Origin of the sequence: Fodinicurvata halophila, from assembly GCF_042651425.1 — a bacterium.
Classification (GTDB): domain Bacteria; phylum Pseudomonadota; class Alphaproteobacteria; order Kiloniellales; family DSM-21159; genus Fodinicurvata; species Fodinicurvata halophila.
In genome coordinates, this window is record NZ_JBHSCW010000002.1 from 44,234 (window position 1) to 70,214 (window position 25,981).

The window sequence follows — 25,981 nt, forward strand, 5'->3', positions numbered from 1 at the left end:
AGGACAGCCATGCCGATTCATGATCTGCCGAATCCCGACAGCCTGCCCAACCTGGAACAGGCCCACTTCGCCGCACCCGACGTCGCGCAGCTCGAACCGGCCGAACCCGCCACGCACGCCCCGCGCATCCTGATGCTCTACGGCTCGCTGCGCGCACGCTCCTACAGCCGCTTCCTGACCGAAGAGGCCGCGCGCATCCTCACCCGCCTGGGCGCCGAGGTCCGCATCTTCGACCCGCGCAACCTGCCCCTGCCCGACTCGGCCGGGCCGGACCACCCGGCCGTGCAGGAGCTGCGCAATCTCTCCATCTGGTCCGAGGGCCAAGTCTGGTGCTCTCCTGAGCGGCACGGCAACCTCACCGGCCTTCTCAAGACCCAGATCGACTGGCTGCCCTTGGAAAGTGGCGGCGTGCGCCCCACCCAGGGTCGCACTCTGGCCGTCATGCAGGTCTGCGGTGGCTCGCAGTCCTTCAACGCCGTCAACAGCCTGCGCATGCTGGGCCGCTGGATGCGCATGATCACCATCCCCAACCAGTCCTCGGTGCCCAAGGCCTGGCAGGAATTCGACGACGACGGCCGCATGAAGCCCTCGCCCTACTACGAGCGCGTGGTGGACGTGATGGAAGAACTGGTGAAGTTCACCCTGCTGACCCGCGACCGCAGCACCTATCTCACCAGCCGCTACAGCGAACGCCGGGCGGAGGCGGCCAAACAGGTGTCAGAGGCAGAGAAGGTTGCCGCCCGGATCTGAACCGCCCTGCTATCGGCCGTCGCCTCCCTACTCTGCCGGCAATTCGCCGGCCCAGACGGCATGCTCGACCATGTCCTCGACAATCCCGGTGACGGCCTCTCCGGCAAAGCGCGCCAGACGGGACACGGGACGATCGGCCGGATAGGATAGGACCAGATGGCGCACGGGCGCGGGGTTGCGCAAGGCGGCGGCCGTCAGGCGACCCGACTCTATGTCTTCGTGAATGGGCGCGCGCGGCAGGATGGTCCAGCCCTTCCCGTGCCGCACGAGCCCCTTCAGGGTGGCAAAGGAATCGGCCTCGACGGCAACGTCGAGCGCGATTCCGGCCTCTGCCGCACAGCGTTCGACGATGATCCGCAAGCCATGCTGGGGGCTCGGCAGCAGCAGGCGTTTGCCCGCCAATTGAGCGAAGGGAACATCCCGCTCATTCGACAGTCCGGCCCCGGGCGGGCCGATCAGGAACAGCGTCTCGTGCAGCAGGGGCTGCGAGCGCAGGGAACGCGCTGACTGGGGGTCGTAGAGGATGGCCAGGTCGATCTCGCCGCGGTGCAGCCAGTCGAGGAGGTGGCCGGTATAGGCGCTGACCAGGCGCAGCATGACCCTGGGATGGGCCGTCTCGAAGGCCGTCACGAGCGGGACCGAGATGATGTCGGCCACGGTCGGCGGCATGCCGATGGCGATCCGCCCCGTCAGAGGGGCCTCGGCCTCTGAAGTCTGCGCCATGATCTCGTCCAACTCCGCCATCACGCGCATGGCATGGCCGAGGACGTCGCGCCCCTGATCCGTCAGCAGCATGCCGCGGCCATGCCGGGCGAAGAGGCGGATGCCCAGTTCCGCCTCCAGCATGCGGATCTGCCGGCTGAGCGCCGGTTGCGCGACATGCATCTGGTCGGCCGCCTTGCTGAGGCTGCCCAGTTCGGCGACGTGAATGAGTGTGCGAAGCTGTGACAGCTCCATCAAGCTATCCAATTCGGTTATATCTGCTCACGAAAAACGGTCGCAGAATTAACGAAAAAAGATAGCTATGCTGCCTTAGACTGTCGAGACGACATCGGAGCAAGAGCCGTGCAGAACGCTGAAACACCTGCGGCCCCTTCGCCGAAGACGCAGGACGCCAAATCGGGGGACGCCAAATCGGGGGACGGTGCATCGGGGGCCCATTGGCCAACCGCCGTCTATCATGCCCTCAAGGCTGCGAACGTGCGCCAGATGGCCTATGTGCCGGATGCCGGGCACAGCACGCTGATCAAGCTGCTGTCGGAGGATCCGGACGTGGTCTCGAACGTGCTGACCACCGAAGAGGAAGGCATCGCTATTTCGGCCGGCGCCTGGCTCGGCGGGCAGCGGTCCGTTCTGCTGATGCAATCGAGCGGCGTCGGCAACTGCATCAACATGCTTTCGCTTCCGGCGATCGCGCGTTTCCCGCTGCTGACGCTGGTGACCATGCGCGGGGAATGGGCGGAATTCAATCCCTGGCAGGTGCCCATGAGCCGCGCCACCCAGCCGGCCCTGGAGGCCATCGGCGTGCGCTGCCTGCGCGCCGATACCGCCGAGGACATGGTCGAGACCGTCGAGGCGGCGGCCGCGCTGGCCTATGAAGCGGACCAGCAGGTGGCCGTCCTGATCGGCCAGCGCCTGCTCGGCAAGAAGAAGTGGTGACCGTCATGACAGAGACCTCCTCCAGCCAAGCGCCTTCACTGGGTCGTCGCGAAGCTGTGGCCGCCCTGCTGCACGCGCGGGACAACACGCTCGTGGTGACCGGCCTCGGATCGCCGAGCTATGACGTCCATGCCCTCGGCGACCGCAACGACAACTACTACCTCTGGGGCGCCATGGGCAGCGCGGCACTGGTTGGCCTCGGCCTGGCCCAGGCACAGCCCGATAGGCGCGTGCTCGTGGTCACCGGCGACGGCGAGCAGCTGATGGCCTTCGGCAGCCTGGCCACCATCGCCGTCGCCCGGCCCAGGAACCTCGCCATCGCGGTGATCGACAACCACCACTACGGCGAAACCGGGATGCAGATGAGCCATACCGGACACGGCATCGACCTGGCCAGGGTCGCAGCCGCCTCCGGCTTCGCCGAGACGCGTACGCTCAACAGCCTCGAGGAGGTCGAGCAGGCCGGGAAAGACCTGAACACTCCGGCGGAGGGGCCGCGCCTCTTTGTTCTCAAGGTCACGCCGGAAAACCCACCACGCTCCCTGCCCGTGCGCGACGCGGTCCATATCAAGAACCGGTTCCGTGCCCACCTGGGGCTTGCGGCCGAATAGAGGCAGCAGAGCCCCTCGCCCGGCTCTGAGCGCAAACAGGCCTCTGGCGCTGGGCCTCGTTTTTCGGAACACTGATCGCATGGAGCGCATCCGCCCGGCCGAGCCCAGCGATCTCGCCGCCGTCGAACGGCTGGTCGAGGCCGCTTATGACCATTACGTCCCGCGCATCGGCAAGCCGCCCGGCCCGATGCTGGATGACTATGCCGCGCACATCGCCCATGGTCGGATCCACCTGCTCTGCCGGGAAACCACGCTGCTTGGTCTCGTGGTGCTTATCGAGGCGGAGGGGCGCATGCTGCTCGACAACGTGGCCGTCCATCCCGACGCTCAGGGCCAGGGCCTCGGACGTCGCCTGATCGCCTTTGCCGAAGAGCGGGCCCGGCAGGCCGGCCACGACCGCCTGCAGCTCTACACCCACGAAGCCATGGTCGAGAACCTGGCGCTCTACCGGCGCCTGGGCTTCCGCGAGATCCGCCGGGTGGAGGAGAAAGGCTATCGCCGGGTCTACATGGAGAAGACGTTGGCATAACTGCCCAAGCACTCATCCCAAGCCGTGCTTCAGGCACTGGACCGTCAGGCCGCTGTCGCCATGGTTGGCCCGCGCCAGGTTGGCAAGACCACCCTGGCCCTTGAAGTTGCCGAGGAAAAAGAGGCCCTCTAACTCAAACTGGAAACCGCAGGGATCGGGACAAGCTGAGCGATCCGGCACTCTTTTTCGAGACCTATGAAAACCGCCTTGTGATCCTGGACGAGATGCATCGCAGGTCCGAACTCTTTCAGAAACTGCACGGCATAATCGATCGAGGAGACGTCACGGCCACCGACCTGGATGCTTTCTGATCCTGGGCTCCGCGTCCATGGATCTGCTTGGGTATTTATCGGTGCCAAGCAAGGGTTTCTCCAACCCTATGCACGACCTGAATCCGACAAGGCCTTTGTCGTGAATTCGGGTGAAGAGCGTTACCCCTTGTTTAAAATGTGGAAGCGACCGGCGTCAGGGAAATGGCCACAATCATTGCAGAAAGCTGAGTGGGTGGACAGCAGGCCCTGGCCTGGTACTCCTGGTCATACCTGCTTTCGCGAACAGAATTTTTTATAAATCCACGATCTGTTTATTTGCAAAATCGCGATCCTCTGAGTTATAAAATCGCGGGCACGCTAATTATAAAACCGCGAATAAAGTTCATCGATATCGGTAATGGCATATGAGCAACCTGTACCAACGATGGCAGGCAAAATCCCTGAAGAACGCGATGAAACAGCGGCGTGTTCTGCTGCTTACCGGACCACGCCAATGCGGCAAGACGACACTTGCGCAGGCGATCACAGGCAATGGCATCGAATACCGGACCCTGGACGATCAAACCCTGAGACAGGCGGCCGAAAACGACCCTCATGGGTTCGTGCAACACGATGCCTCCACGCTGATCATAGATGAAATCCAGCGTGTCCCCGATCTTCTTCCCGCCATCAAGAAAGTGGTCGACAAGGACAACCGGCCCGGCCAATTCCTGATGACAGGATCGGTCAATGTACAAGAGTTACCCAGCGTTCGTGAATCTCTGGCGGGACGGATTGCGAAGATCAGGTTGCGCCCGTTTTCTCAAGGGGAACTCCTGAACAGCCAGCCGCGCTTTCTCGATCTGGCTTTCGCAGAGTCCTTTGAGCACAGCTGGCAGATTTTCGAGCGGGGCGAACTCATCGACATTGCATTTCGAGGTGGTTTCCCGGAAGCGGTTCGCCTTCAAGGCCGGGCACGGCGGCATTGGCATCGAGACTACATCGCCGCGCTGCTGGATCGTGACCTGCGAGATATCACGCGAATTCGTCGGTTCGATGCGATGCGTGAACTCGTGCGCACAATGGCAGCTTGGTCTTCCAAGCTGATGGATGTTTCCGCAATCGGCTCTGGACTGTCCATCAAACGCCCGACCCTGGAAAGCTACATCAACGCCCTGGAAACCCTGTATCTGAGCGAACGCGTTCATCCATGGACACACACAGACTATGAACGTGTCGGCAAACAGGACAAGCTGTTCATGAGCGACTGCGGCCTGATGGCTTCCATCCTTGGATGGCGAGAGGACCAGGTGCGCCTCGATCCCGACCGTAGCGGCAAGCTGTTTGAAACCCTTGCCTTCAATGAAATCGCCGCGCAGATCGAGTCTTCCGAGGACGAATACGAACTGTTTCATTACCGGGACCGCGAAAAGCGGGAAATCGATTTCATCGTGGAGCGCGATGACGGTGCGTTGCTCGGTATCGAGATCAAGGCCGCTGCCACGGCCAACAAGAAGGATTTCCGGCACCTGGAATGGTTCCGTGACAATCTCGCGAAAGACCGTCCCTTCATCGGTATAGTACTCTACACGGGCGAGTTTTCCGGCTCATTCGGCAACGGCATGTGGGCCGTTCCGTTCAGCGCTTTGTGGTCTTAGATCGCAGTCCCTGATGCTCCGATATCGAGCATCTCCCCTGCCAGATGACCCTGACCGCTACTTCGTGCCGCCACATTCCCGCCGCCGAAAACGTGGAAGCGGCTGGAGTCAGGGAGATGGCGGCATTCATAGCGGAAAGCTGAGTGGGCAGACAGCAAGTCCTGGCCTGACAGTCCAAATCATACCTGCTTTCGCGAACTGCGATGTCGGAAATTGGTGCCCCTGGAGGGACTCGAACCCCCACTCCTTTCGGAACGCGATTTTGAGTCGCGCGCGTCTACCGGTTCCGCCACAGGGGCGTGGGGAAGCAGGCCGGCAGAATACCCGAGACAGACGGGTTTGCAATGCCTCTCTGCACAGCCCGGACAGGGGCGCTGGCACGACCGCAAGGCCTGTATTTCTCGCGCGCCGTGAAATCGCACGAGAGACATTCAGGACTGGAAATGCCAGGATGTTCCTGTCGGCGGTTTTTCTTGAAGATCCTCGAATCCTTTCTATCTGTACAATGGGCTTCGAAACATAAATCTCTTTGAAATCATAGCCGTGGGAGACTTTCAGGATACAGGCACTCCCTGAAATCCCGCCCTGCAGATACCTCCCGGAGACTCGAAACTCATGTGTGGACTGGTCGGTGAAATCCGCTTTGACAACAAGGAGGCCTCCCTGTCGCGGGTCGAGGCCATGTCGGGGCACATCGCCCGGCGCGGGCCCGACGCCACCGGCCTGTTCCGGCAGAACAGCCTGGCCGTGGGCCATCGCCGCCTGAAGATCATCGACCACAGCGAGTCGGCGCAGCAGCCGATGATCGATTCCCAGCTGGGCCTGGGCATCGTCTACAACGGCGCCATCTACAATTTCCGGGAGCTGCGCGAAGAGCTGCGGGGCAAGGGCTACAGCTTCTTCTCCAACGGCGACACCGAGGTCATCCTGAAGGCCTATCACGCCTGGGGCCCGGCCTGCGTCGAGCGCTTCGCCGGCATGTTCTCCTTCGCGCTGTGGGAGCGCGACAGCGGCCGCATGATGCTGGCCCGCGACCGCCTGGGCATCAAGCCGCTCTACCTGGCGGAGATCCCCGGCGGCCTGCGCTTCGGCTCCAGCCTGCCGGCGCTCGGCCACAGTGAGGGCGTCGACACCGACGTCGATCCCGTGGGTCTGCACCACTACATGACCTTCCACGCCGTGGTCCCGGCACCGCACACCATCCTGAAGGGCGTGCGCAAGCTGCCGCCGGCCAGCCGCCTGCTGGTCGAGCCCGACGGCCGCATGAAGCAGGAGGTCTACTGGCGCCTGGCCTTCGGCCCGCAAGCGGGCGACGAGGCCCGCAGCGAGGACGAGTGGCAGGACCTGGTCCTGGAGAGCCTGCGCACCGCCGTGGAGCGCCGCCTGGTGGCCGACACGCCGGTGGGCGTGCTGCTCTCCGGCGGGCTCGATTCCAGCCTGATCGTCGGCCTGCTGGCCGAAGCCGGCCAGGAGGGTCTGGAGACCTTCTCGGTGGGCTTCGAATCCGTGGGCGACGAGGCCGGCGACGAGTTCCGCTATTCCGACGTCATCGCCGAGCATTTCAAGACGCGCCACCACCAGCTGTTCATCAACAGCAGCGAGCGCATGCTGCCCAACCTGCCTGGCTGCATCCGCGCCATGTCGGAGCCCATGGTCAGCCACGACAACATCGGCTTCTACCTGCTGTCCCAGGAGGTCGCCAAGCACGTGCGCGTCGTGCAGTCCGGCCAGGGCGCCGACGAGGTTTTCGGCGGCTATCACTGGTACCCGCCGCTGCTGGACAGCCGCGATGCCGTGGCCGACTACGCCCGGGTCTTCTTCGACCGCGACCACCAGGAGTTCGCCCAGGCCGTGGACCCGCGCCTGGTGGAGGAGGACTACAGCCGCGAACTGGTGCGCCGCCACTTCGAGGACTGCCGGGCCGAACGCCCCGTGGACAAGGCGCTGCACCTGGACAGCACCATCATGTTGGTGGACGATCCCGTGAAGCGCGTCGACAACATGACCATGGCCTGGGGGCTGGAGGCGCGCGTGCCCTTCCTGGACCACGAGCTGGTGGAGTTGGCCGCCCGCATCCCGGCCGAGATGAAGGTTCGCGACGGCGGCAAGTACGTCCTGAAAGAGGCCGCGCGCAAGGTCATCCCCAACGAGGTGATCGACCGGCCCAAGGGTTATTTCCCGGTGCCGGCGCTGAAGTACCTGGAAGGCGACTCCCTGGAGTACGTGCGCGGCGTCCTGGACCAGCCGGCCGCCCGCGATCGGGGCATGTTCCGCAAGGAGTACGTGGACCAGCTGCTGCAGGCACCGGACCAGTACATCACGCCGCTGGGCGGTTCCAAGCTCTGGCAGGTGGCGCTGCTGGAAGCCTGGTTCCAGGAGCATGGATTCTAAGTGCACGCCAGGCGCAGTGAGGTAAGGCCCATGCGGACCTCGTCGAACCCGACAGCCGGAGACAAGGACCAGGAGGCGGCCGAGAACGTCGTTCTCGACTGCGGCTGGGGGCGCCTGCTGTTCGCCCAGACCTTCGAGGACGGCGATCTGCTGCTGGACACCCTGCTGGAGGAACAGGAAGGCCGCCGCGACATCGCCTTTTATGTCACCGATCCGCACGTCCTGCTCAGCCTGCGCCCGCAGCAGGTCTTCCTGGACCCCTCGCACACCTATCGCCTGGACCTGGAGGAGACGCCGGAGCGGCAGACCCACCCGGCCTTCACCGTTTCGCGCCTGGAAAGCCGTGAGGACGCCGAGGCGGTGAACACCTGCTACATGCACTGGGGCATGGTCAGCGTGGATGAGGAGTTCCTGCTGGCCTGCCGCGACGACCCGCGCTACCTGCACCTGGTGGCCCGGGACACGACCTCGGGCGAGGTCCTGGGAACGGTGACGGGCCTGGACCATGTCGAGATCTTCGGCGACCGCGACAACGGCTCCAGCCTCTGGTGCCTGGCCGTGGATGCCCAGGCCCATTATCCCGGCATCGGCGTCGCCCTGGTGGCGGAGCTGGCCCAGCGCCTGCGCCAGCGCGGCCGCACCTACATGGACCTCTCGGTGCTCTACAGCAACGAGGAGGCCATCGCGCTCTACGAGAAGCTGGGCTTCTATGCCGTTCCCCTGTTCGCCCTGAAGACGCGCAACTCCATCAACGAGAAGCTCTATATCGGACCCGCCCCCGAACAGGACCTGAACCCCTATGCCCGCCTGATCGTCGACGAGGCGCGCCGGCGCGGCATCGCCGTGGAGGTCCTGGATGCCGAGGGCGGCTTCTTCCGCCTGACCCACGGCGGGCGCTCCATCGTCTGCCGTGAATCCCTGTCGGAAATGACCACGGCGATCGCCATGAGCCGCTGCGACGACAAGGCGGTCACCCAGCGCCTGCTGCGCCAGGCCGGTCTGTCCGTGCCCGAGCAGATGCGCGCCGGCACGCCCCAGGAGAACGCCCACTTCCTGGAAACACACAAGCGCGTGGTGGTGAAGCCCCTGCGCGGCGAACAGGGTCACGGCGTGGCCGTGGACCTGCGCACGCCCGATGAGGTGGAGGCCGCCGTGGCCGAGGCCCGCCAGCACTGCGACGTGGTCCTGCTGGAGAATTTCGTCCAGGGCGACGACCTGCGCGTCATCGTCATCAACTATGAAGTGGTGGCCGCCGCCGTGCGCCGGCCCGCCGAAATCTACGGCAGCGGCAAGCATAGCATCGCCGAGCTGATCGAGGCCCAGAGCCGCCGCCGCTCGGCGGCGACTGGCGGCGAGAGCAGTATTCCCATGGACGCCGAGACCGAGCGCTGCGTCGAGGCAGCCGGCTATTCCATGTCCGACATCCTGCCCGCCGGCGAGACGCTGACGGTGCGCAAGGCCGCCAACCTGCACACCGGCGGCACCATTCACGACGTCACCGAATCCCTGCACCCCCACCTGGCCGCGGCCGCCGTCGAGGCCGCGCGTGCCATAGAGATTCCCGTGGTCGGTCTTGACTTCCTCGTCCCTTCCCCTGAGGAGTCGGACTATGTCATTATCGAAGCCAACGAACGGCCCGGGCTGGCCAATCACGAGCCCGCGCCGACCGCCCAGAAGTTCATCGACCTCCTGTTTCCCCACCTTGCCGCCTGAAAGGAGAGCCTGAGTCATGGCCAGTCCGAGCCCGAAGGCGCTTCCCGTGGATATGGACTATCTGCAGGACGTGATGGTCCGCCTGCTGGAAACGCACTCCCCCGCCGGCTACACCGACCAGGTCGTGCACATGGTCTGCAACGAACTGGACGCCCTGGGCATCGAGCACGAACTGACCCGGCGCGGTGCCATCCGCGGCAACATCCAGGGCAGCCGCCGTGCTCCCGACCGTGCCGTCGTGGCGCACGTGGACACCATCGGCGCCATGGTCCAGGGCCTGAAGGACAACGGCCGGCTCAGCCTGGTGGCCATCGGCACCTGGTCCAGCCGCTTCGCCGAAGGCGCCCGCGTCACGGTCTTCACCGACCAGGGCGCACGCACCGGCACGATCCTGCCGCTCAAGGCGGCGGGGCACACCTTCAATGAGGAAGTCGACAGCCAGCCGGTGGACTGGGATCACGTCGAGCTGCGTCTGGACGAGATCGTCTATGACCGCGCCGGCCTGGAGGAACTGGGCGTTGCCGTGGGCGACTTCGTGGGCATCGACAGCCTGCCGCGCATCACACCGGCGGGCTTCGTGGACGCCCGCCACCTGGACGACAAGGCAGGCGTGGCCTGCCTGCTGGCCGCCGTGAAGGCGATCACGGAATCCGATGTGCGCCTGCCGCTGGACTGCCATCCGCTGTTCACCATCTCCGAAGAGGTCGGTGTCGGCGCCTCGGCCGTGCTGCACCAGGACGTGGCCGAGATGGTCGCCATCGACACCGCCCCCCAGGCCCCCGGCCAGGAGAGTATCGAGAGCTGTGTCACCATCGGCATCAAGGATTCCTCGGGGCCCTTCGACTGGCACCTGACCCAGCGCATGCTGGAGCTGGCGCGCGAGAACGAAATCCGCCACGTGCGCGATATCTTCCGCCACTACCGCTGCGACGCGGCGGCAGCGCTGGAAGCCGGCAACGATCTGCGCACCGCCGTGGTCTGCTTCGGCACCGATTCCACGCACGGCTACGAGCGCACGCACCTGAAGGCCCTGCAGGGTGTGGCGGAACTGCTGACCGCCTACATGCAGAGCCCGGCCGTCATCGCCCGCGACAGCAAGCCGCTGGGCCCGGCCAAGGGCTTCCCCCTGCAGCCGGTGGAGGAGGCCACGGAGCATCCCGACACCGAGCACCACGATCCGGAGGCGGCGGAGTAGCCTCCGCCATCCGACGGCACTCCGGGCCGAAGCGGGCCGGGCCTCAGATGATGTTCTTGCGCACCGTGGAAGAGACCCATTCCGAGAAGATCACGGTCGCCAGGATCAGGACGAAGATCACCGTGACCTGGGACCAGGCCAGCACGTTCAGCGAGCTCTGCAGCTGCAGGCCGATGCCGCCCGCCCCGACGAGTCCCAGGATCGTCGATTCCCGGATGTTGATGTCCCAGCGGAACACGCTGATCCCGGCAAAGGCCGGCAGGATCTGGGGCACGATCCCGTAGTCGATGACCTGCGCCCGGCTGGCTCCGGTGGCCTGCACGGCCTCGACCTGGCTTTCGTCGATCTCCTCGATCGCTTCATAGAGCAGCTTGCCGACGAAGCCGATGGAGCGCAGCGCAATGGCGATGATGCCGGCCAGGATGCCGGGGCCGAGGATCGCGACCAGCAACAGCGCCCAGATCAGCGAGTTGATTGAGCGCGAGGCGACGATCACGAACAGCGCGAACGGGCGCAGCACCAGATGGCTCGGCGTGGTGTTGCGGGCGGCCAGGAAAGCCACCGGCACGGCCATGATGACACCGATCAGGGTGCCCAGCGTGGCGATGTTGATGGTGTCCCAGAGCGCCCCCCAGAGCGTGTTGACATAGGACCATTTGGGCGGCCAGGCGCGCGAGAACAGATCCGCCGCCTGCTTGGGCGCGTCCTCGACAAAGAACCATTTCGTATCGACCGTCATGATCTGCCAGCAGGCCACGAAAACCATGGCGGCGAGCAGCCAGCCCAGCCAGCCGAGCCACTGGGCTTTCGTCGTACGGTGGCGCCAGACGGGGCCCTGTTCACCTTGCAAGACCGGCATTACTGGATCCACTTCCGGATATAGCCGGAGCTGTATTCGGCCAGCATGACGAAGAGGATGATCAGGATCAGGATGGCGCTGGCGGTGCTGTAGTCATAGCGATCCATCGCCGTGTTGAGCGTCGCGCCGATCCCGCCGGCGCCGACGATGCCGATCACGGCCGATTCCCGGAAGTTGATGTCGAAGCGATAGAGCGAGAGGCCGATCAGCCGAGGCATGACCTGGGGCTGCACTCCGTAGTTCACGACCTGCCACCAGCCGGCGCCGGTGCCGCGCACCGCCTCGGCCTGGCGCGGATCGATCTCCTCGATGTCGTCGGCCAACAGCTTGGCGAGGAATCCGATGGTGGCGAACGACAGCGTGACGAAGCCGGCGAAGGCGCCGAAGCCGAACATTGCCACGAAGAGGATCGCGATGATGATTTCCTGGAAGGCGCGCGAAACGGCGATGATGGCGCGACAGACGAGATAGACCGGCAGCGGCGCGATGTTGCGTGCGGCGCCCAGGCCGATGGGCACGGAGATCAGGATTCCCACAATGGTCGAACAGACGGTCATGGTGACGCTTTCCACCATGCCGCGCTGGATCTGGTCGAAGCGGCTCGTGAAATCCGGTGTCAGGAACCCCTGCAGGAAGCGGCCGCCCCGCTCGAGCCCCTCATAGAGGCGCTGCCAGTCCACCTCCAGCGTACCGACAGCCAGCAGCAGATAGAGCAGCGCGCCGCTGTAGACGAGCCGGCGCCAGAAATCGTTGCGGATCAGGACGGGCGGCCGGCGCCAGCGCCGGGAAACCGCCTGGGCCTCGCTCATACCGTGCCCGCCATGCGTTCTTCCTCGGCGGCCTTGAATGCGGCCGCGTCGGACGCATCTTGCGCCGCCTCGTCGGCGGCCTTGCGCATCTCGCGCCAGTCCTCCTCGCCGTAGATCCGGGTCAGCGCCGCATGATCCAGCTCGGCAGGCGGACCGTCGAACACCACCTCGCCCGCGGTCAGGCCGATGACCCGGTCGACGAACATCTGGGCCAGCATGACATCGTGGATGTTGATGATGGCGGGCAGGTCACGCTCGCGACAGATCTCGCAGATCAGGCGCATGATCTGGCGCGAGGTCTTGGGGTCCAGCGAGGCGGTGGGCTCGTCCACCAGCAGCAGTTCCGGATCCTGCTCCAGGGCCCGGGCGATGCCGACGCGCTGGCGCTGCCCGCCGGACAGCTCGTCCGCCCGCTTGTCCACGTGGTCCGACAGCCCGACCCGCTCGAGCAGCCCGAAGGCCTTGTCCACGTCCTTCTGGGCATAGCGCCGGGCCAGCGAGCGCCAGAAGGACACATAGCCCAGGCGCCCCGACAGCACGTTCTCCATGACGGTCAGGCGTTCCACCAGGGCGTATTCCTGGTAGATCATGCCGATGCGCCGGCGCATCGTCTTCAGCTGTGTACGGCCCAGCTTCGAGATATCCACGTCGGAGAGCCGGATTGCCCCCGCCGTCGGCTCGACCAGGCGGTTGATGCAGCGGATCAGCGTCGACTTGCCGGCCCCGGAGGGACCGATCAGGCCCACGACCTGTCCGCGCTCGATGGAGAAGGACACCTCCTTGAGCGCGAGATCCCCGGTCTTGTAGCGCTTGGTCAGCGCCTCGATCGACAGCATTGCAACTCCTCACTCTCCTCGATCCCGTGGGCGGGAGCCGCGCCGTGGCGGCCCCCGCCGGATCCGTTCCGGGACCGGATCAGCTGCAGGTGTAGGACACCTCGTTCGCGTCGTCGATCTGGCGGATCACCGCCCAGTCCTTCTTGAAGGAGATCTCGATGAACTGGGCTTCACCGGATTTCTTGAACTCTTCCTCCAGGGCCGAGCCTTCCCAGGGGAAGGAGAAGAAGGCCTCGCGGATATTGTCCTGCAACTCCGGCGTCAGGTTGTAGACGGTGCCATAGCCCGTGGTCGGGAAGGTCTGGGACTGATAGATCGTGCGCACCTGGTCGGCGGAGATGACCTCGCGCTCGATCATGCGTTTCATGACGGAATTGGCGATGGACGCTGCCTCGTAGTCGCCGTTGGCCACGCCCAGGACCGAGGTGTCGTGGGAGCCCGAGAACCCGGCCTCGAAATCCTCGCCGGCCTCCATGCCGAATTCCCCCTTCAGGATGGCAGAGGGCGCCTTGAAGCCGGAATTGGAGGTTTCCTGGGTGAAGGTGATCTCGCCGCCGCGCAGGTCCTCGATCTCCTGGGCCTCGGAGTCGGCCGGCACGATGATCTCCATCTCGTAGCCGTACGAGCCATCCTCGGCGGCCATCATGGCAAAGGGCCGGAAACCGGCGCAGGCCACCGCGATGGGGTTGGAGCCGGTGTTGAAGCCGGCGACATGCAGGCGCCCGGCGCGCATGGCTTCCAGCTGGGCGGCGTTGGACTGGACGGGGAAGAACTCCACCTCCTTGCCTGTCACCTCGGACATGTGCTCCATGAAGCCCTGCCAGACATCCTCGTAGACGGCCGGGTCTTCCACCGGGGTATAGGTGAAGATCAGGGTGTCGGGATCGACCAGTTCGTCTTCGTTTGTGGGGATGTCGGCAACCAGGTCGCCATCCTCGTCGGAATAGCGGCTGTCGAGGTTGAAGTCGGCATAGGCGGGTGCAGCAAACAATACCGCGAACACGGACGCGGCCAGAAGCGTTTTCATTATTGCCTCCTCGAGTTATGAAAAATCAGTGGAACCGAGTGTCAGACATCCCGCTTATGGTCGCCCTGTGTTAAGCTTTCGTGATGGCGATGTGAAACTAATATAAAGGCAAATGATGTCGCTGTCACTTTACGCTTGCAGGCAGGCAGCATTGCAATTGTGCGGCGAACAAATGACAGGGATTGCCGGAACCGGGCAAAAAACGGCGCCAAGAGAATTGACAGACGCGCCCGGATCACGCAGTTGTAACGCCAAGAGGAATGGCACCCGGCATCCAGGGCGCCAGGACAAGGTGGCCGGCTTAGCTCAGTTGGTAGAGCAACTGATTTGTAATCAGTAGGTCGCGGGTTCGACTCCTGCAGCCGGCACCATTTTTTCTTTCAGCTCAACGCATTACTGAGAAAATTGACTGAGGCCCGCCCGACCATGGGGTCAAGTGGGTTGACCCCTCGCATGATAACCATCGCCTCTTCCGCCAGCTTTGACTTCATCAATTCGCGTTTGTTTTCCGACAGCCGACTGGTCAGGACGCAGCAGCTGATGGCGGCCACAGGGTGATCGTTGCGATCACGCACGGCAACACCCAGGCCTGTATACTCCGGAAGCACGCGACTGCCGGTTCCGCGTGCAAAACCGCTCTCGGAGACCTGCTGCAACTCGGTCAGCAATCGTTCTCGCTCTATCCCGTATTCCTTTTCCAGGATGGGGAGATTATGTGAGATAATCTCGTCCTGTTCCGCCCTACTCATGTGGGCCAGAATGGCAATAGAGGCTTGGCCAAGTCCCAATGGCACTCTTCCCCCAATACCGCGGGTATAGCTTCGCACCGGGTAGTCGCCGTCACATATCTCAATACAGACCACGTCATATCCATCCGGAACGAATAGGAAGAAACTGTCGCCAAACTGGCCTGCAAGACGGAGCAGGCTCGGTCGGGCCAGCTCTCTCAGATGAGAGCGGTTGCTGGCTGTCGCGCCCCATGTAAGGAAGGTAAGTCCCAGATAATAGCTGCGCTTGTCTTCGCCCATGGCCAAAAGGCCCTGATCCACCAGGGTGCGCACGATGCGATAGGCCGTCGCCCTGTTCAGGCCGGTCCGCGCAACAATCTCGCGCAAGCGACAGGGAGCCCCCTCGGCCGCGGCCACGGTATCAAGTACCGCGACGGCCCGCTCTATTACCTGAACAGACACCTGATTTGCCCCTACAGTTTCCGGCCCTATGAACTCACCCGAAAGTCTCGCCTCCGTGCAGGCGATCCGCAAGCCAGTCTTTCGTCCGGTTCCAGGTCATGAAGGCGGCGTGCAGGGACGCAAGCCGCCCGGAGAAGCGGTTCACCCCCTTGCGTACCGGCAGGGCAATGTCATCCGCCGGAGTTCCGGTCAACAGGCGCGCCAGCTCCACCCCGGCAGCGCTTGCAGTGGGCACCCCTCGCCCTGAAAACCCGATACAGGCCCATAAGTCCTCGTCCAGCCAATGGATCTGCGGCAAGGTCAAGGGCTGGGCATCCAGCCGGCCCGACCAGGGATGCTGGAACCGGATCGACTCAATCTGCGGGAACAGCCAACTGGTACGCTCCTCCAGCCACCTTGCTGTCACCTCTGGGTCGCGGCCGATACGTCCCTTTGGGTAGGCTGTCGTGACCAGCCTGTTATCGTCTGTCCACTTGTAGAGGATCGGATCCTTGTGCGTATCAACGAGAGTCTGATCCCCTGGAAGAACGGTGTGCCGCGTTTCCGCAGGCAGCGGGGCGCTCGCAAAGCCCATGATCGGAACGGGATAGGTTGCGCCCTGCAACAACTCTTTGGCAGGCCCTACGGCATAGGCTCCCGTTGCCAGAAGGACTTTTCGTGCAACGACACCCCCATTCGGTGTCTGCAGTTTCCAACCTTCGGCCTGGCGCGCAAGATTTGTAATAGGCGAGTCCTGAAAGAGTTGCGCACCTTCCTGAAGGGCCGCACGCGCCAACCCCCGTGCATAGGCAGTGGGGTTCAGGTGTCCTGCACCTTTCAGAAGCCAGCCGCCATGTGCTCGTGGCGATCCCGACAGTTCCCGTGCTGCAGCCGCGTCAAGAATCTCGCCTTCCAGGCCCAAGGACACGTAGAGTTCCTTTTTCTCCGATAGCTCCGAAAGTCGGTGGGGGCCATGAGCGATGCGCAGATAGCCGTTGCGCTTTGCTTCACAGGATATCTGGTAACGCTCAATCAAAGAGAAGACCCGTTCCGCCCCGGATACCTGCAGGTGCGTCAACTGATCCGCCTTTGCCTTTCCCAATCGCTTTCTGAGTTTATCGGGCGAGGTGAGGTGAAAGGTTGGTGTACAATGCCCGGCATTGCGGCCTGAAGCTCCGAACCCGATATGCCTGGCTTCCAGCACGACACACTCAACACCTGTGCGCGCTAGGTCGATCGCCGTACTCAGTCCAGTATAACCACCGCCAACAATGGCAACTTCACAAGTAACTGTTTCTTGCAGGGGCTGGAGGTCCGGCCCTGTGGAAGCAGAGCGCCACCATATGCAATCTTCCTGCTCCCAAGGAATGTGCCCCAAATCATCCGCACCCATGCCTCAGTTCCCCTCCATCTGTTCACCCATCACTGAAGGATCATGCAGGTGACAGGCAACGTGCCGACCGGGTTCCACCTCTCGCATTTCGGGATAGACTTCGCGGCAATGCGGCATTGCCTTCGGGCAGCGTGGGTGGAAATGGCATCCCTTGGGTGGGTCGAGCGGAGATGGCACCTCTCCGGCAACCTTGACCGTGGCCCGCGCCGTTTTGGGATCGGGTGAGGGAGAAGCTTCCCTCAACATCTGGGTATAGGGGTGCAGCGGTCGGTCCAGCATGTCCCGGGTCGGGCCGCTCTCCACCAGGCGCCCCAGATACATGACGCTGCCGCGTTGGCAGAAGTAGCGCAGGACGCCCAGGTCATGGGTAATGAACAGGAAGCTGAGATTGCGTTCGGCCTGCAGCTTCTGGAGCAAAAGCAGAATTTGCGCCTGGATGGAAACATCCAGTGCGGAAACCGCTTCGTCGGCGACGATGAACTCGGGTTCCAGGGCCAGGGCACGTGCGATACCGATACGCTGCCTCTGCCCACCACTGAACTCATGCGGGAACTTCGTTGCCGCTTCGATTGGCAGGCCAACGCTTGTGAGGAGGCTTGCGACACGTTCGGGAATCTCGGCATCGGACACAATCCTGTGAACCTTAAGAGGCTCCGCCAGCAGGTCGCCGACCAGCTGTTTCGGATTGAGCGATGCATAGGGATCCTGGAAGATCATCTGTATATGCCGCCTCAATTCACGCAGGCGTCGCTTCGATGCGGAGATTACGGACTGGCCCTTGAACTCGACCTCGCCGGAATCGGGTTCGATCAGGCGCAGGAGCGCACGCCCAGCTGTCGACTTCCCACAACCTGACTCCCCGACAAGACCATAGGCCTCTCCAGCCTGCACCTCGAAGGAGATACCATCCAGGGCATGCAGCTTGGCCTTGCGCCCCAGGAAGCCGCTTCGACTGTCAAAGGCCTTCCGCAACTGGCTGACCTTCAGGATTGCTGGCTCACTCATTGCCCCGCCTCCACTGTATCGACATCGTAGAGCCAGCAACGCACCTCTGTGGAGCCAACCTGGAAGCGGGGTGGTGCCTCCTGGCGGCAACGGGGCATCACATGGGGACATCGATCTGCAAAACGGCAGGCTTCCGGAAAGTTGGCAATGGAGGGCACCTGTCCCGGAATGACCTGGAGTTCTTCCTTGTCGCTCTCCACAGAGGGAATGCTGTGAAGCAGGGCCTGGGTATAAGGGTGGCGCGGTTCCTCGAAGATCGTTGCCACCTGCGCAATCTCCACCACTTCACCCGCATACATGACAGCCACCCGATCCGCGACCGCCGCCACGACGCCCATACTGTGGGTAATGAAGATGACGGACATCTGGTTGCGCTCTCTAAGTTCCCGCAATTCCGAGAGAACCTGGGCCTGGATCGTCACATCCAGGGCCGTTGTCGGCTCGTCGGCCAAGAGGACGCTGGGCTGACAGGCCAAAGCCATTGCAATGACAACGCGCTGGCGCATACCGCCGCTAAACTGATGGGGATAGGCTCGATAGCGCTGCTCGGGGGCTGGTATCCTCACGGACTCCATCAGTTCCAATGTCCTGCGCCGCGCCTCGGCGCTAGAGACCTGCATGTGACTGGTGATGGCCTCGGAAATCTGGTCTCCCACCCTCATGACCGGGTTGAGTGCGGTCTGTGGTTCCTGAAAGATCATCGCAACATCCTGGCCGCGGATATGCTGGAACTTCCTGTCCGGCAGCCCAACCAGTTCCTGGCCCTTGAACTTGATGGACCCCTTTGTGCGCGCCCCCGGCCCATCCACCAGGCCAAGAATTGATCGGCAGGTGATGGACTTCCCGCAGCCGGACTCACCAACCAGGGCCAAGGTTTCATCAGCTTTGAGCTCGAAATCAATGTTCCGGGTCGCCGCCCGCCATTTCCCTCCGATGCGAAACTCAATGCGCAAGTCGTCGACTTGCAGGAGGGTTTCCCTTGAAGTGGTTTCTGCACTTTCAAGCATCATTTCTCACCCTTCAGCCGGGGATCCACAGTGTCACGCAATCCGTCGCCCAGCATGTTCAATGCAAACACGAGGATCAGGATTGCCAGGCTTGGGAAAATCGCGAGCCATGGAGAATCCAGGATGTTCTTGAAACCGTCCCTGATCATGCCGCCCCAGGTCGGCGTAGGGGGACGCACACCCAGGCCGATGAACGCCAGTGAGGCTTCGACACGAATGGCCGTGGCCAACCACAAAGACCCCATCACCAGGACTTCGGGAAAGATATTAGGCAAGACATGGCGATACATGATGCGCAGGTCCGAGTATCCAAGCGCGCGGCCTGCCTGGATGAAATCCCGTTCACGCAGTGAAAGCGTGGGCGCCCGCGCGACGCGCGCGAACTGCGGTACCGTGGTCAGCGCGATCGCAACAATCAGGTTCGGCATGGTTGGGCCCAAAATGGCAACGATCATGAGACCCAGGATCAGGGAGGGAAAGGCCAGCAGCACGTCCGTTATCTGTGTCACGAGCTGATCGATCTTTCCTCCATAGTAACCCGCCAGAACGCCCATGGCGGTTCCGACAATCATGGCCAGTCCAACGGAAACCAGTCCGATGATCAGCGAGATGCGTGCCCCGTAGAGAATCCGTGAATAGATGTCACGGCCGGCCGCATCTGTTCCCATCCAGTGCTCCCCCGATGGCCCTTGCAGGCGAAAGAGGATGTTCTGTTGTACCGGATCATGAGTTGCAAAGATCGGTGCCAGCAGTGCCGCAATCACGATCAAAAGGAATACGCTCATTCCAATCAGGGAATTGGTATTTCCCACGATAGCCCCAAGCGCACTGTTGGCGGTGTGTCGCAGGCGTGCCGCGCGGCTCGTCGCCGGATTGTAGGGCATTGAACTCATTGGTATTTCACCCTTGGATCAAGCAGTCCGTAAATCAGGTCAGTCGCCAGGTTCACCAGAATGACGAGCAGGGTATAGAGCACCATCAAGCCTTGGAGCATCGGATAGTCCCGCTGATTCATCGAACCGACGATCAACTTGCCGATCCCCGGGCGATTGAAGACGATCTCTGTCAGTACGGAATTTCCAATCAGGATTCCCACGTACAGGCCGATCACCGTGACAACCGGTATTATGGCGTTGCGCAAGGCATGGCGCCTGATGATCAGATGCCGTGCGACCCCCTTTGCCCGGGCTGTCTGGACATAATCCTCACCCAGGACTGCAAGCATCGAAGAGCGCGTCATGCGCGCGATGTAAGCAGCCATCAAGATACCAAGGTTCACGGTGGGAAGAGCAAGACTGAGCAGGCGATCCTCGAAACTGCCACCGCGCGCCGTGCTCAGCACAGGGAACCAACCGAGCCAGATCCCGAATACCAGTAGAAGCATGATCCCCGATACGAAGGCCGGAAAGGACAGCCCCAGCAAGGAGCCGATGCGCGTCGCATAGTCTATGAATCGATTCCGGTGAAGCGCCGCCCAAATACCAAAGGGAATCCCCACAACGGCACCAAACAAGAGGGAAGCGGCCGTGAGTTCAAGGGTGTAGGGTAACACCTCAAGTATGGAGTTCAGCACAGGTTCACGCGTATAAAGCGATGTTCCCCAGTCCCCTTGGGTCAAACCCGTCAGGAAATCCAGAAACTGAAGATAGAGGGGCTGATCCAGGCCCAATCGCTCACGCAATGCGTCAATGGCACTCTGGCTCGCCTGATCGCCCAACATCAACTGGGCCGGGTCTCCGGGGATAACCCTGGCAAGCATGAACACGAGCAACATCACTGAAAACAGAGTGACCATTGCATAGGATAGCTTGATCGTAACGTAGCGAAGCATGTTTGGAATCCTCCAGAACAGCCCGGGCACCTGCCTGTAAGTGCAGGTGCCCGGGTTCTGTCAATCTGGATACCTAGAGCTTAGTTGACCTGACTGTTTTCAGTCAGGGCAGGACCAAGACTGAGGGACCCCTCAAGATCTTCGTATCCAAGATCCACGCGATCGTTGATGACCCACATCTGCAAGGCTTCGTAGACAGGAACCGAGCAGACTTCATCCGCAATCAGTTCCTGTGCTTCCTGCCAAAGCTCGATCTGCCGATCTGGATCAGTTTCAACCCGAGCCTGTTCGATCTGTTCGTCAGCAACGTCACAATGGGAGAAGTTGGTAACAGCCCCTTCACGCCCGACAATGCTGTCCGAATGATAGAACTGTGTCAGGTAGACATCGGCAATCGGAAAGCGGGCAGCAGCATAGAGAACGACCTGACTGCGATCGTCACGAATCTGGCTGTGGAAGGTTGCGTGCTCGACAATATCGAGTTCCAGATTGATCCCGGCCTCGGCAAGCTGTCCCTGAATGATTTCCATGGCTTCCTGCATCGTTCCCAGGGAGGTCTGGATAGCCGTCAACTCAATTCCATCCGGATGTCCGGCTTCCTCGAGCAGCTCACGCGCACGTTCGGGGTCGTAGCTGTACTTGTCATCCAGATTGATGTGCCCGAGATACCCCTGCGGCACTGGCGAAACACCTGGCCGCACGACCTCTTCACCGCGGAACTCGACCATCAGGTCGCGCGGAATGGCATGCATGACGGCTTGCCGCACTTTCGGGTCATCCAGAGGCGGTTCGGTCATATTGAGGTGAATTGTATAGAGTTCTGCCGGCTCCATGGCGACCACCGTGGTCTCCGGCAACTCGTTCATCCTGTTGTACCACTTCTGATCGGAATTGCCGTAAGCCATATCCAGTTCGCCGGCCTCATAGGCCAGATCCCGCGAAGAAGTCTCAGGAATGAAGCGGTAGTCAATACGATCGATCTTGGGCTTGCCACGGAAATAATCCGGGTTCGCAACCAATGTGACCGATTCCTGTTCGGCGTAGTCCGAGAACATGAAAGGGCCGGTGCCGATCGGGTTCAGTGCGAAGTCTTCCCCCATTTCCTCTGCGGCATCCTTGCAAACCATGTTGCCGGCATGGACATTGATAAGCATGCCCAGAAGGCTGGGAACGGGCTCATTCAGATCAATCTGAAGCGTGTAGTCATCGAGAGCTTCTACACTTTCGAAAGCATCGAGGTCGGATGCAAAGGCAGATAAATCCGGATCCTGGGCACGACGAAGAGAATAAACCGCGTCCTCGGCGGTGAACTCACCATACTCGCCATGACACTGAACCCCTTCACGCAGATTAAAGGTCCATGTCAGTCCGTCCTCGGAACTTTCCCAGCTCTCAGCCAGGTCAGGTTCGATGAACTCCGGGTTGGCCTTTCCCGGCTGAATGCGGACAAGGCCGTTGAACATCCAGCCAAAAAGCGCTTTCTCCGGCGTACCGGTTGAGACATGTGGGTCGAGACGGCCTGCATCGGAAGTTGCCATACCGATCCGCAGGACCTTCTCGTCATCCTGTGCATTGGCCGACAGACTGGTGCCGACACCAGCCGCCAGTATGGCCGCAAGGGATGCGGCCTTCATGTATCTGGAAGAAAGTTTCATTCTTCACTCTCCCTGTTCTGAAGGATTAAGTTGATTTGAGGTTGTCCTCACGCCTGCCCCGTCCTGGGTGAAACGCGTGATGGATAGCTCCTCGATGGATGTATCCGTACGTCCATCGAGAATCAGGTCGCCGAGTACGGCGCCTATGGCGGGTCCTAGCTGGAACCCGTGACCGGAAAAACCGAAGGCATGGAAAAGACCGGCTGTCGTGCTGCTGGGGCCGACGACCGGAATCTTGTCCGGCATCAGGCCGTCTATACCGCTCCAACTGCGGATGATCCTGGCCTCCGCTAGGAAGGGCATGGCATGGATCAGGTTCCGTGTTGCCAACTGGCTGGATGAAGTCCTGGGGCGTGTGCGATTCTTCTCGAAATCGGTAATGGCGCGCGTCCCACCGCCAAAAATCACATTCCCTCGGGGTATCTGGCGCGCATAGATATCACCACCACACATCCCGAAGCTGCATTTGATGCGATAGGGCAAGGGCTCCGTCACGAGCATATTCGGGGAGAGCGGCGCCTCCGCGACACTCTCGCCGAAGCTGGCCGCAACCTCGTACCCCCAGGCTCCAGCTGTATTGACCAGGACGTCCGCAAAGGCCGTCCGGCCATCGCTGAGCTCGATACGGAAGTTGGTCCCCTCCCGTTCGGCAGCGGCCACATCGACCCCTTCACGGATGTCCGCCCCGGCACTTTCTGCGGCACGCGCAAAGTGGGGGGCCACCAACCTGGGGTTGGCCTGCCCGTCCTGGGGCATGATGGAAGCGCCGGCAAGCGATGACCCAAGGTAGTCAAAGCGATCCCGAAGCTGGTTTCCAGTCACCAGTTCAACCTCGAGACCAAAGTCCCTTGCAACGCGCGCCCAGGCTTCAAGCTCACCCATGTCATCCTGCGTGCGGGCAAGCTTCACGTGGCCGCTCGCGTCGAACTCACAGTCGTGACCAATCAAGTCGGGAAGTTCATCCCAAATTGTACGTGCCTTGATTGACAGTGGTATCTCCGCACGATGCCGCCCATGCTGACGCACGCCACCATAGTTCACACCCGAAGCCTGGCTACCGCATTGGTGCCTTTCGAACAGAACTACGGCCAGGCCCCGGAGCGCCAGGAACAGAGCTGCAGAGCAGCCTGCCGTGCCACCGCCAATCACGGCGACATCGTATCCTGACTGCAAGGGCGTACGATCCAGGTCCATCATTCCCGTGTTCCCTCTGGATCCGGCACATAGGCATCGGCCATTGCAGCCATCGGAACGGGTTTGATCGGAGGCTGAGTTCTTTGCCAACCTATGGCTTGCGGCCCCTGCTCCTTCGCACGCTCAACAATTGCCTGCACATTCAAGGCACACATGCGTCCCTGGCAACGCCCCATCCCCGCACGCGAGAAGGCCTTGGCGCGATTGACATCTTCGGCACCGGGCCTGACCAGTATGTGGCGTATCTCGCCTGCGGCAATCGCTTCGCATCGGCAAACAAGCGTGTCCTCCGCCAATTCATCGAGCAGATGCATCGGCACAGGGTACATACGGTCGAGCGCAGCACGCACGCGCCACTGCTTCTTGAGGGTTTTCTCAAGCACCTGTCGCCGACCGGAATCTACGGAGTGACCAAGGTCCTGCAGAAGGGCAAATCCTGCTAACTCCCCTCTCATCTCGGCTGCTTCGGCGCCACAGACACCGGCGCCATCTCCTGCAAGATACAGGCTGTCTACAGATGCACGGACATGATCGGTGAGAGCGGGAACCCATTGCTGCTGTATGTCGGACCAATTGAGTTGCGCACCGGCCAGTTCGGCAAGCTGCCATTCCGAGCGCACACCAAATCCCATGGCGGCCGCGACACAGGACAGCTGATGGCTGCGACCTCCGGACTCGAATGAAACGGCAGAGAGACCATCGTCCGGATCGCCTTCAAACCTGATGGCGTGAGCCCCACGGTAGATGGGCACGCCCATACGTCGCAGGGAAAGCATGAATCCGACGCCACGTACAGCTGCGTACGGTAGATGAGCCAGCCCGGATGCATGGCGAAGCTGGTTGGACCAGGATGCCGTCTCCACCACTGCCTTCACATCGGCTCCGGCTTTTGCATACTGTAGGGACACCAGATAAAGCAGGGGGCCTGTTCCCACGAAAACCACTTCCCGACCGATCAGGCTGTGATGGGCCTTCAGCGATATTTGCGCCCCGCCCAGACTGTACACTCCTGGCAGGGTCCAACCCGGCAGTGGCAGCGTGCGATCGGTAGCCCCGGTCGCCAGGACCAGATGGCTGGCCTGTAAACGTCCGGCTACATCAGCGGACTCATCATAGTAGTCGACTGTATCCCCGATCACGTTCCAGGCCAGGGTCCGCGGACGGTAGTCTATATTCGGACGTATCCTCTCGAAGGTTTCGTGCAATGCGCACGCCTTCTCCGCTTCACTGCCATAAAGGTCCTCAGGTTCGCGTCCGTCCGGCACAGGCGGCTGGCGATAAATCTGCCCACCCGCTTTGAACCCTTCATCCAGAACCACGGGTCTGAGCCCGGCCTTCACAAGGGTTTCAGCTGCACGCACTCCGGCTGGTCCTGCTCCGACGATGACAGGTTGCCTTTTCATTCCCCGTTCGTCGGTCACAGCTTTGGCTCCGGCAAGGAGACATGGATTCCCTCTTCAAGCAGGGTTGTACAGGCCCGAACCTTGCCCCCGTCACTCAACTCTACCCAACAATCCTGACAGGCCCCCATGAAGCAGAAGCCTGCACGCAGACCATCCCCGAATTCCGACTGCCGAACCGCCTTGTGATTCGCCAGGATGGCCGTCAAAAGGCTGTCGCCCTCCCGACCCACTACTTTCCGCCCATTGATCACGAATTCCACGGTCTTGCCGGGCAGCGGGGTCTGGAGATGACGCAAGCGCCCTGGCATCAATAGTGATCCTCGCACCGGCAATTGACGATCAATTCGGCGACGTTCGCCTGGTTGGGAAGTTGCAGCACCGTCCCCACCAGTTCGGCCAGGTCGTGTGGAGACGTCATATCCTCCTGAGCAACCTTGGTTACCGTGGCTGTCAGGTCCGTGCTCACGAAGCTGGGACAGATCACGCTCGCACGAACACCGTCCTCCCAACCGGCCTTCCGCAGCGCATGCGTCATGGCAACGACTGCATGTTTGGACATTGCATAGGCGACGTTGTCGTTCTTGACCCGTTTGCCTGAGAGCGAAGAGATGTTGATGATTCGCCCTGCATCGACTTGGCGAAGGTACGGCAGGCACAAGCGCGCCAGGCGAAGCGGCGCCTTGACGTTTATCTCGAGGGTGCGATCGAGATTGGTCTCGTCATCATCTTCGACTGTGAAGGGCAGCACCACGCCAGCGTTATTGACCAGGGCATCGATGCGCCCCCAGCGATCCAGGGTTTCCTCGACCCATGCTGCGTCTGAGCCTGTTTCTTCAGCATCATATCGCGCATGGAGTACATTGCTGCCAGCTTCGAGAGTTTTGCCAAGAGTCTCGGGTTGCCGGGCACCAAGACTGACCCGCCATCCATCCTCCACAAGCTTGCGTGCAATGGAAGCGCCGATTCCCCGGGATGCCCCGGACACCAACGCAACGGACCCACTTCGATCCAGCATCTCCCCTCGCCTCTCTTCTTG

24 protein-coding genes and 2 tRNA genes are annotated in these 25,981 nt (G+C 61.9%); 9 read left to right on the forward strand and 17 right to left on the reverse strand.

The features are described from left to right. Positions 1 to 9 precede the first annotated feature (9 nt). Positions 10 to 750 (forward strand): arsenical resistance protein ArsH, encoded by a 741-nt coding sequence (arsH, locus tag ACFOW6_RS04010; RefSeq protein ID WP_382421051.1) that lies wholly within the window; start codon positions 10 to 12, stop codon positions 748 to 750. A gap of 27 nt (positions 751 to 777) precedes the next feature. On the opposite strand, the gene ACFOW6_RS04015 is transcribed toward arsH, so the two are convergent. Beyond that, complete coding sequence (locus ACFOW6_RS04015; protein WP_382421052.1) at positions 778 to 1,707, reverse strand: LysR family transcriptional regulator; 930 nt, start codon at positions 1,705 to 1,707, stop codon at positions 778 to 780. A gap of 108 nt (positions 1,708 to 1,815) precedes the next feature. Between ACFOW6_RS04015 and ACFOW6_RS04020 the strand changes: the two genes are divergently transcribed. The 4 genes from ACFOW6_RS04020 (at position 1,816) to ACFOW6_RS04035 (ending at position 5,458) form a co-directional block, all read left to right on the forward strand. After that, on the forward strand, positions 1,816 to 2,409 hold the full coding sequence (locus ACFOW6_RS04020) for a phosphonopyruvate decarboxylase (protein ID WP_382421053.1): 594 nt from the start codon (positions 1,816 to 1,818) through the stop codon (positions 2,407 to 2,409). Between the two features lie 5 nt (positions 2,410 to 2,414). Next, entirely contained in the window at positions 2,415 to 3,020 is a 606-nt protein-coding gene (locus ACFOW6_RS04025; RefSeq protein ID WP_382421054.1) for a thiamine pyrophosphate-dependent enzyme, read from the forward strand. A gap of 79 nt (positions 3,021 to 3,099) precedes the next feature. Further along, a complete protein-coding gene (locus ACFOW6_RS04030) occupies positions 3,100 to 3,549 on the forward strand; it encodes a GNAT family N-acetyltransferase (protein WP_382421055.1) in 450 nt (149 codons plus the stop codon). A gap of 676 nt (positions 3,550 to 4,225) precedes the next feature. Further along, entirely contained in the window at positions 4,226 to 5,458 is a 1,233-nt protein-coding gene (locus tag ACFOW6_RS04035; protein WP_382421056.1) for an ATP-binding protein, read from the forward strand. Between the two features lie 214 nt (positions 5,459 to 5,672). Here the strand turns inward: ACFOW6_RS04035 and ACFOW6_RS04040 are convergent. After that, positions 5,673 to 5,757 (reverse strand) — tRNA-Leu (locus ACFOW6_RS04040). Positions 5,758 to 6,073: 316 nt separating this feature from the next. On the opposite strand from ACFOW6_RS04040, the gene ACFOW6_RS04045 reads away from it, so the two are divergent. From ACFOW6_RS04045 to ACFOW6_RS04055, 3 genes are read left to right on the forward strand one after another with little or no spacing between them, the layout of a single operon-like run. Beyond that, positions 6,074 to 7,849, forward strand: coding sequence for an N-acetylglutaminylglutamine amidotransferase (locus ACFOW6_RS04045; protein WP_382421057.1), 1,776 nt, complete (start codon positions 6,074 to 6,076; stop codon positions 7,847 to 7,849). A 30-nt stretch (positions 7,850 to 7,879) separates the two neighbouring features. Continuing rightward, positions 7,880 to 9,562: an N-acetylglutaminylglutamine synthetase gene (gene ngg / locus ACFOW6_RS04050; protein ID WP_382421058.1), complete on the forward strand. Its 1,683-nt coding sequence runs from the start codon at positions 7,880 to 7,882 to the stop codon at positions 9,560 to 9,562. A 16-nt stretch (positions 9,563 to 9,578) separates the two neighbouring features. Then, positions 9,579 to 10,757, forward strand: coding sequence for an osmoprotectant NAGGN system M42 family peptidase (locus ACFOW6_RS04055; protein ID WP_382421059.1), 1,179 nt, complete (start codon positions 9,579 to 9,581; stop codon positions 10,755 to 10,757). 43 nt (positions 10,758 to 10,800) lie between these two features. Here ACFOW6_RS04055 and phnE (ACFOW6_RS04060) read toward each other — a convergent pair whose 3' ends face one another. The 4 genes from phnE (ACFOW6_RS04060) to phnD form a co-directional block, all read right to left on the reverse strand. Then, complete coding sequence (gene phnE, locus ACFOW6_RS04060) at positions 10,801 to 11,616, reverse strand: phosphonate ABC transporter, permease protein PhnE (RefSeq protein WP_382421060.1); 816 nt, start codon at positions 11,614 to 11,616, stop codon at positions 10,801 to 10,803. After that, the gene (phnE, locus tag ACFOW6_RS04065) at positions 11,616 to 12,425 is read right to left on the reverse strand and encodes a phosphonate ABC transporter, permease protein PhnE (protein ID WP_382421061.1); all 810 of its coding nucleotides are present in this window, start codon (positions 12,423 to 12,425) and stop codon (positions 11,616 to 11,618) included. The genes phnE (ACFOW6_RS04060) and phnE (ACFOW6_RS04065) overlap by 1 nt, the downstream gene beginning before the upstream one ends. Further along, entirely contained in the window at positions 12,422 to 13,261 is an 840-nt protein-coding gene (gene phnC, locus ACFOW6_RS04070) for a phosphonate ABC transporter ATP-binding protein (RefSeq protein WP_382421062.1), read from the reverse strand. The genes phnE (ACFOW6_RS04065) and phnC overlap by 4 nt, the downstream gene beginning before the upstream one ends. A gap of 79 nt (positions 13,262 to 13,340) precedes the next feature. Next, positions 13,341 to 14,288: a phosphate/phosphite/phosphonate ABC transporter substrate-binding protein gene (gene phnD / locus ACFOW6_RS04075; protein ID WP_382421063.1), complete on the reverse strand. Its 948-nt coding sequence runs from the start codon at positions 14,286 to 14,288 to the stop codon at positions 13,341 to 13,343. 295 nt (positions 14,289 to 14,583) lie between these two features. Between phnD and ACFOW6_RS04080 the strand changes: the two genes are divergently transcribed. Beyond that, positions 14,584 to 14,659: transfer RNA gene (locus tag ACFOW6_RS04080), tRNA-Thr, on the forward strand. Positions 14,660 to 14,668: 9 nt separating this feature from the next. Here ACFOW6_RS04080 and ACFOW6_RS04085 read toward each other — a convergent pair. From ACFOW6_RS04085 to ACFOW6_RS04135, 11 genes are all read right to left on the reverse strand, one after another. Then, the gene (locus ACFOW6_RS04085) at positions 14,669 to 15,478 is read right to left on the reverse strand and encodes an IclR family transcriptional regulator (RefSeq protein ID WP_382421064.1); all 810 of its coding nucleotides are present in this window, start codon (positions 15,476 to 15,478) and stop codon (positions 14,669 to 14,671) included. A gap of 34 nt (positions 15,479 to 15,512) precedes the next feature. Beyond that, the gene (locus tag ACFOW6_RS04090; RefSeq protein ID WP_382421065.1) at positions 15,513 to 16,850 is read right to left on the reverse strand and encodes an NAD(P)/FAD-dependent oxidoreductase; all 1,338 of its coding nucleotides are present in this window, start codon (positions 16,848 to 16,850) and stop codon (positions 15,513 to 15,515) included. A 3-nt stretch (positions 16,851 to 16,853) separates the two neighbouring features. After that, positions 16,854 to 17,855, reverse strand: a complete 1,002-nt coding sequence (locus ACFOW6_RS04095) for an ABC transporter ATP-binding protein (RefSeq protein ID WP_382421066.1) — start codon at positions 17,853 to 17,855, stop codon at positions 16,854 to 16,856. Continuing rightward, complete coding sequence (locus tag ACFOW6_RS04100; RefSeq protein ID WP_382421067.1) at positions 17,852 to 18,865, reverse strand: ABC transporter ATP-binding protein; 1,014 nt, start codon at positions 18,863 to 18,865, stop codon at positions 17,852 to 17,854. The genes ACFOW6_RS04095 and ACFOW6_RS04100 overlap by 4 nt, the downstream gene beginning before the upstream one ends. Next, the gene (locus ACFOW6_RS04105; protein WP_382421068.1) at positions 18,862 to 19,755 is read right to left on the reverse strand and encodes an ABC transporter permease; all 894 of its coding nucleotides are present in this window, start codon (positions 19,753 to 19,755) and stop codon (positions 18,862 to 18,864) included. The genes ACFOW6_RS04100 and ACFOW6_RS04105 overlap by 4 nt, the downstream gene beginning before the upstream one ends. Next, on the reverse strand, positions 19,752 to 20,693 hold the full coding sequence (locus tag ACFOW6_RS04110; protein ID WP_382421069.1) for an ABC transporter permease: 942 nt from the start codon (positions 20,691 to 20,693) through the stop codon (positions 19,752 to 19,754). Before ACFOW6_RS04110 ends, ACFOW6_RS04105 begins: the two co-directional genes overlap by 4 nt. A gap of 80 nt (positions 20,694 to 20,773) precedes the next feature. After that, a complete protein-coding gene (locus ACFOW6_RS04115; protein ID WP_382421070.1) occupies positions 20,774 to 22,348 on the reverse strand; it encodes an ABC transporter substrate-binding protein in 1,575 nt (524 codons plus the stop codon). Positions 22,349 to 22,351: 3 nt separating this feature from the next. Beyond that, positions 22,352 to 23,545, reverse strand: coding sequence for an NAD(P)/FAD-dependent oxidoreductase (locus ACFOW6_RS04120; protein ID WP_382421071.1), 1,194 nt, complete (start codon positions 23,543 to 23,545; stop codon positions 22,352 to 22,354). Further along, positions 23,542 to 24,945 (reverse strand): FAD/NAD(P)-dependent oxidoreductase, encoded by a 1,404-nt coding sequence (locus ACFOW6_RS04125; RefSeq protein WP_382421072.1) that lies wholly within the window; start codon positions 24,943 to 24,945, stop codon positions 23,542 to 23,544. Before ACFOW6_RS04125 ends, ACFOW6_RS04120 begins: the two co-directional genes overlap by 4 nt. A gap of 14 nt (positions 24,946 to 24,959) precedes the next feature. Then, on the reverse strand, positions 24,960 to 25,253 hold the full coding sequence (locus ACFOW6_RS04130; RefSeq protein WP_382421073.1) for a (2Fe-2S)-binding protein: 294 nt from the start codon (positions 25,251 to 25,253) through the stop codon (positions 24,960 to 24,962). Further along, positions 25,253 to 25,960, reverse strand: a complete 708-nt coding sequence (locus tag ACFOW6_RS04135; RefSeq protein ID WP_382421074.1) for an SDR family NAD(P)-dependent oxidoreductase — start codon at positions 25,958 to 25,960, stop codon at positions 25,253 to 25,255. The genes ACFOW6_RS04130 and ACFOW6_RS04135 overlap by 1 nt, the downstream gene beginning before the upstream one ends. Between the last annotated feature and the right edge of the window lie 21 nt (positions 25,961 to 25,981).

Coding starts and splice junctions, on each gene's coding strand:
- arsH (WP_382421051.1), top strand. CDS start 10: ATGCCGATTCATGATCTGCCGAATCCCGACAGCCTGCCCAACCTGGAA.
- ACFOW6_RS04015 (WP_382421052.1), bottom strand. CDS start 1,707: ATGGAGCTGTCACAGCTTCGCACACTCATTCACGTCGCCGAACTGGGC.
- ACFOW6_RS04025 (WP_382421054.1), top strand. CDS start 2,415: ATGACAGAGACCTCCTCCAGCCAAGCGCCTTCACTGGGTCGTCGCGAA.
- ACFOW6_RS04030 (WP_382421055.1), top strand. CDS start 3,100: ATGGAGCGCATCCGCCCGGCCGAGCCCAGCGATCTCGCCGCCGTCGAA.
- ACFOW6_RS04035 (WP_382421056.1), top strand. CDS start 4,226: ATGAGCAACCTGTACCAACGATGGCAGGCAAAATCCCTGAAGAACGCG.
- ACFOW6_RS04045 (WP_382421057.1), top strand. CDS start 6,074: ATGTGTGGACTGGTCGGTGAAATCCGCTTTGACAACAAGGAGGCCTCC.
- ngg (WP_382421058.1), top strand. CDS start 7,880: ATGCGGACCTCGTCGAACCCGACAGCCGGAGACAAGGACCAGGAGGCG.
- ACFOW6_RS04055 (WP_382421059.1), top strand. CDS start 9,579: ATGGCCAGTCCGAGCCCGAAGGCGCTTCCCGTGGATATGGACTATCTG.
- phnE (WP_382421060.1), bottom strand. CDS start 11,616: ATGCCGGTCTTGCAAGGTGAACAGGGCCCCGTCTGGCGCCACCGTACG.
- phnE (WP_382421061.1), bottom strand. CDS start 12,425: ATGAGCGAGGCCCAGGCGGTTTCCCGGCGCTGGCGCCGGCCGCCCGTC.
- phnC (WP_382421062.1), bottom strand. CDS start 13,261: ATGCTGTCGATCGAGGCGCTGACCAAGCGCTACAAGACCGGGGATCTC.
- phnD (WP_382421063.1), bottom strand. CDS start 14,288: ATGAAAACGCTTCTGGCCGCGTCCGTGTTCGCGGTATTGTTTGCTGCA.
- ACFOW6_RS04090 (WP_382421065.1), bottom strand. CDS start 16,850: ATGGGTGCGGATGATTTGGGGCACATTCCTTGGGAGCAGGAAGATTGC.
- ACFOW6_RS04095 (WP_382421066.1), bottom strand. CDS start 17,855: ATGAGTGAGCCAGCAATCCTGAAGGTCAGCCAGTTGCGGAAGGCCTTT.
- ACFOW6_RS04100 (WP_382421067.1), bottom strand. CDS start 18,865: ATGATGCTTGAAAGTGCAGAAACCACTTCAAGGGAAACCCTCCTGCAA.
- ACFOW6_RS04105 (WP_382421068.1), bottom strand. CDS start 19,755: ATGAGTTCAATGCCCTACAATCCGGCGACGAGCCGCGCGGCACGCCTG.
- ACFOW6_RS04110 (WP_382421069.1), bottom strand. CDS start 20,693: ATGCTTCGCTACGTTACGATCAAGCTATCCTATGCAATGGTCACTCTG.
- ACFOW6_RS04115 (WP_382421070.1), bottom strand. CDS start 22,348: ATGAAACTTTCTTCCAGATACATGAAGGCCGCATCCCTTGCGGCCATA.
- ACFOW6_RS04120 (WP_382421071.1), bottom strand. CDS start 23,545: ATGATGGACCTGGATCGTACGCCCTTGCAGTCAGGATACGATGTCGCC.
- ACFOW6_RS04125 (WP_382421072.1), bottom strand. CDS start 24,945: ATGAAAAGGCAACCTGTCATCGTCGGAGCAGGACCAGCCGGAGTGCGT.
- ACFOW6_RS04130 (WP_382421073.1), bottom strand. CDS start 25,253: ATGCCAGGGCGCTTGCGTCATCTCCAGACCCCGCTGCCCGGCAAGACC.
- ACFOW6_RS04135 (WP_382421074.1), bottom strand. CDS start 25,960: ATGCTGGATCGAAGTGGGTCCGTTGCGTTGGTGTCCGGGGCATCCCGG.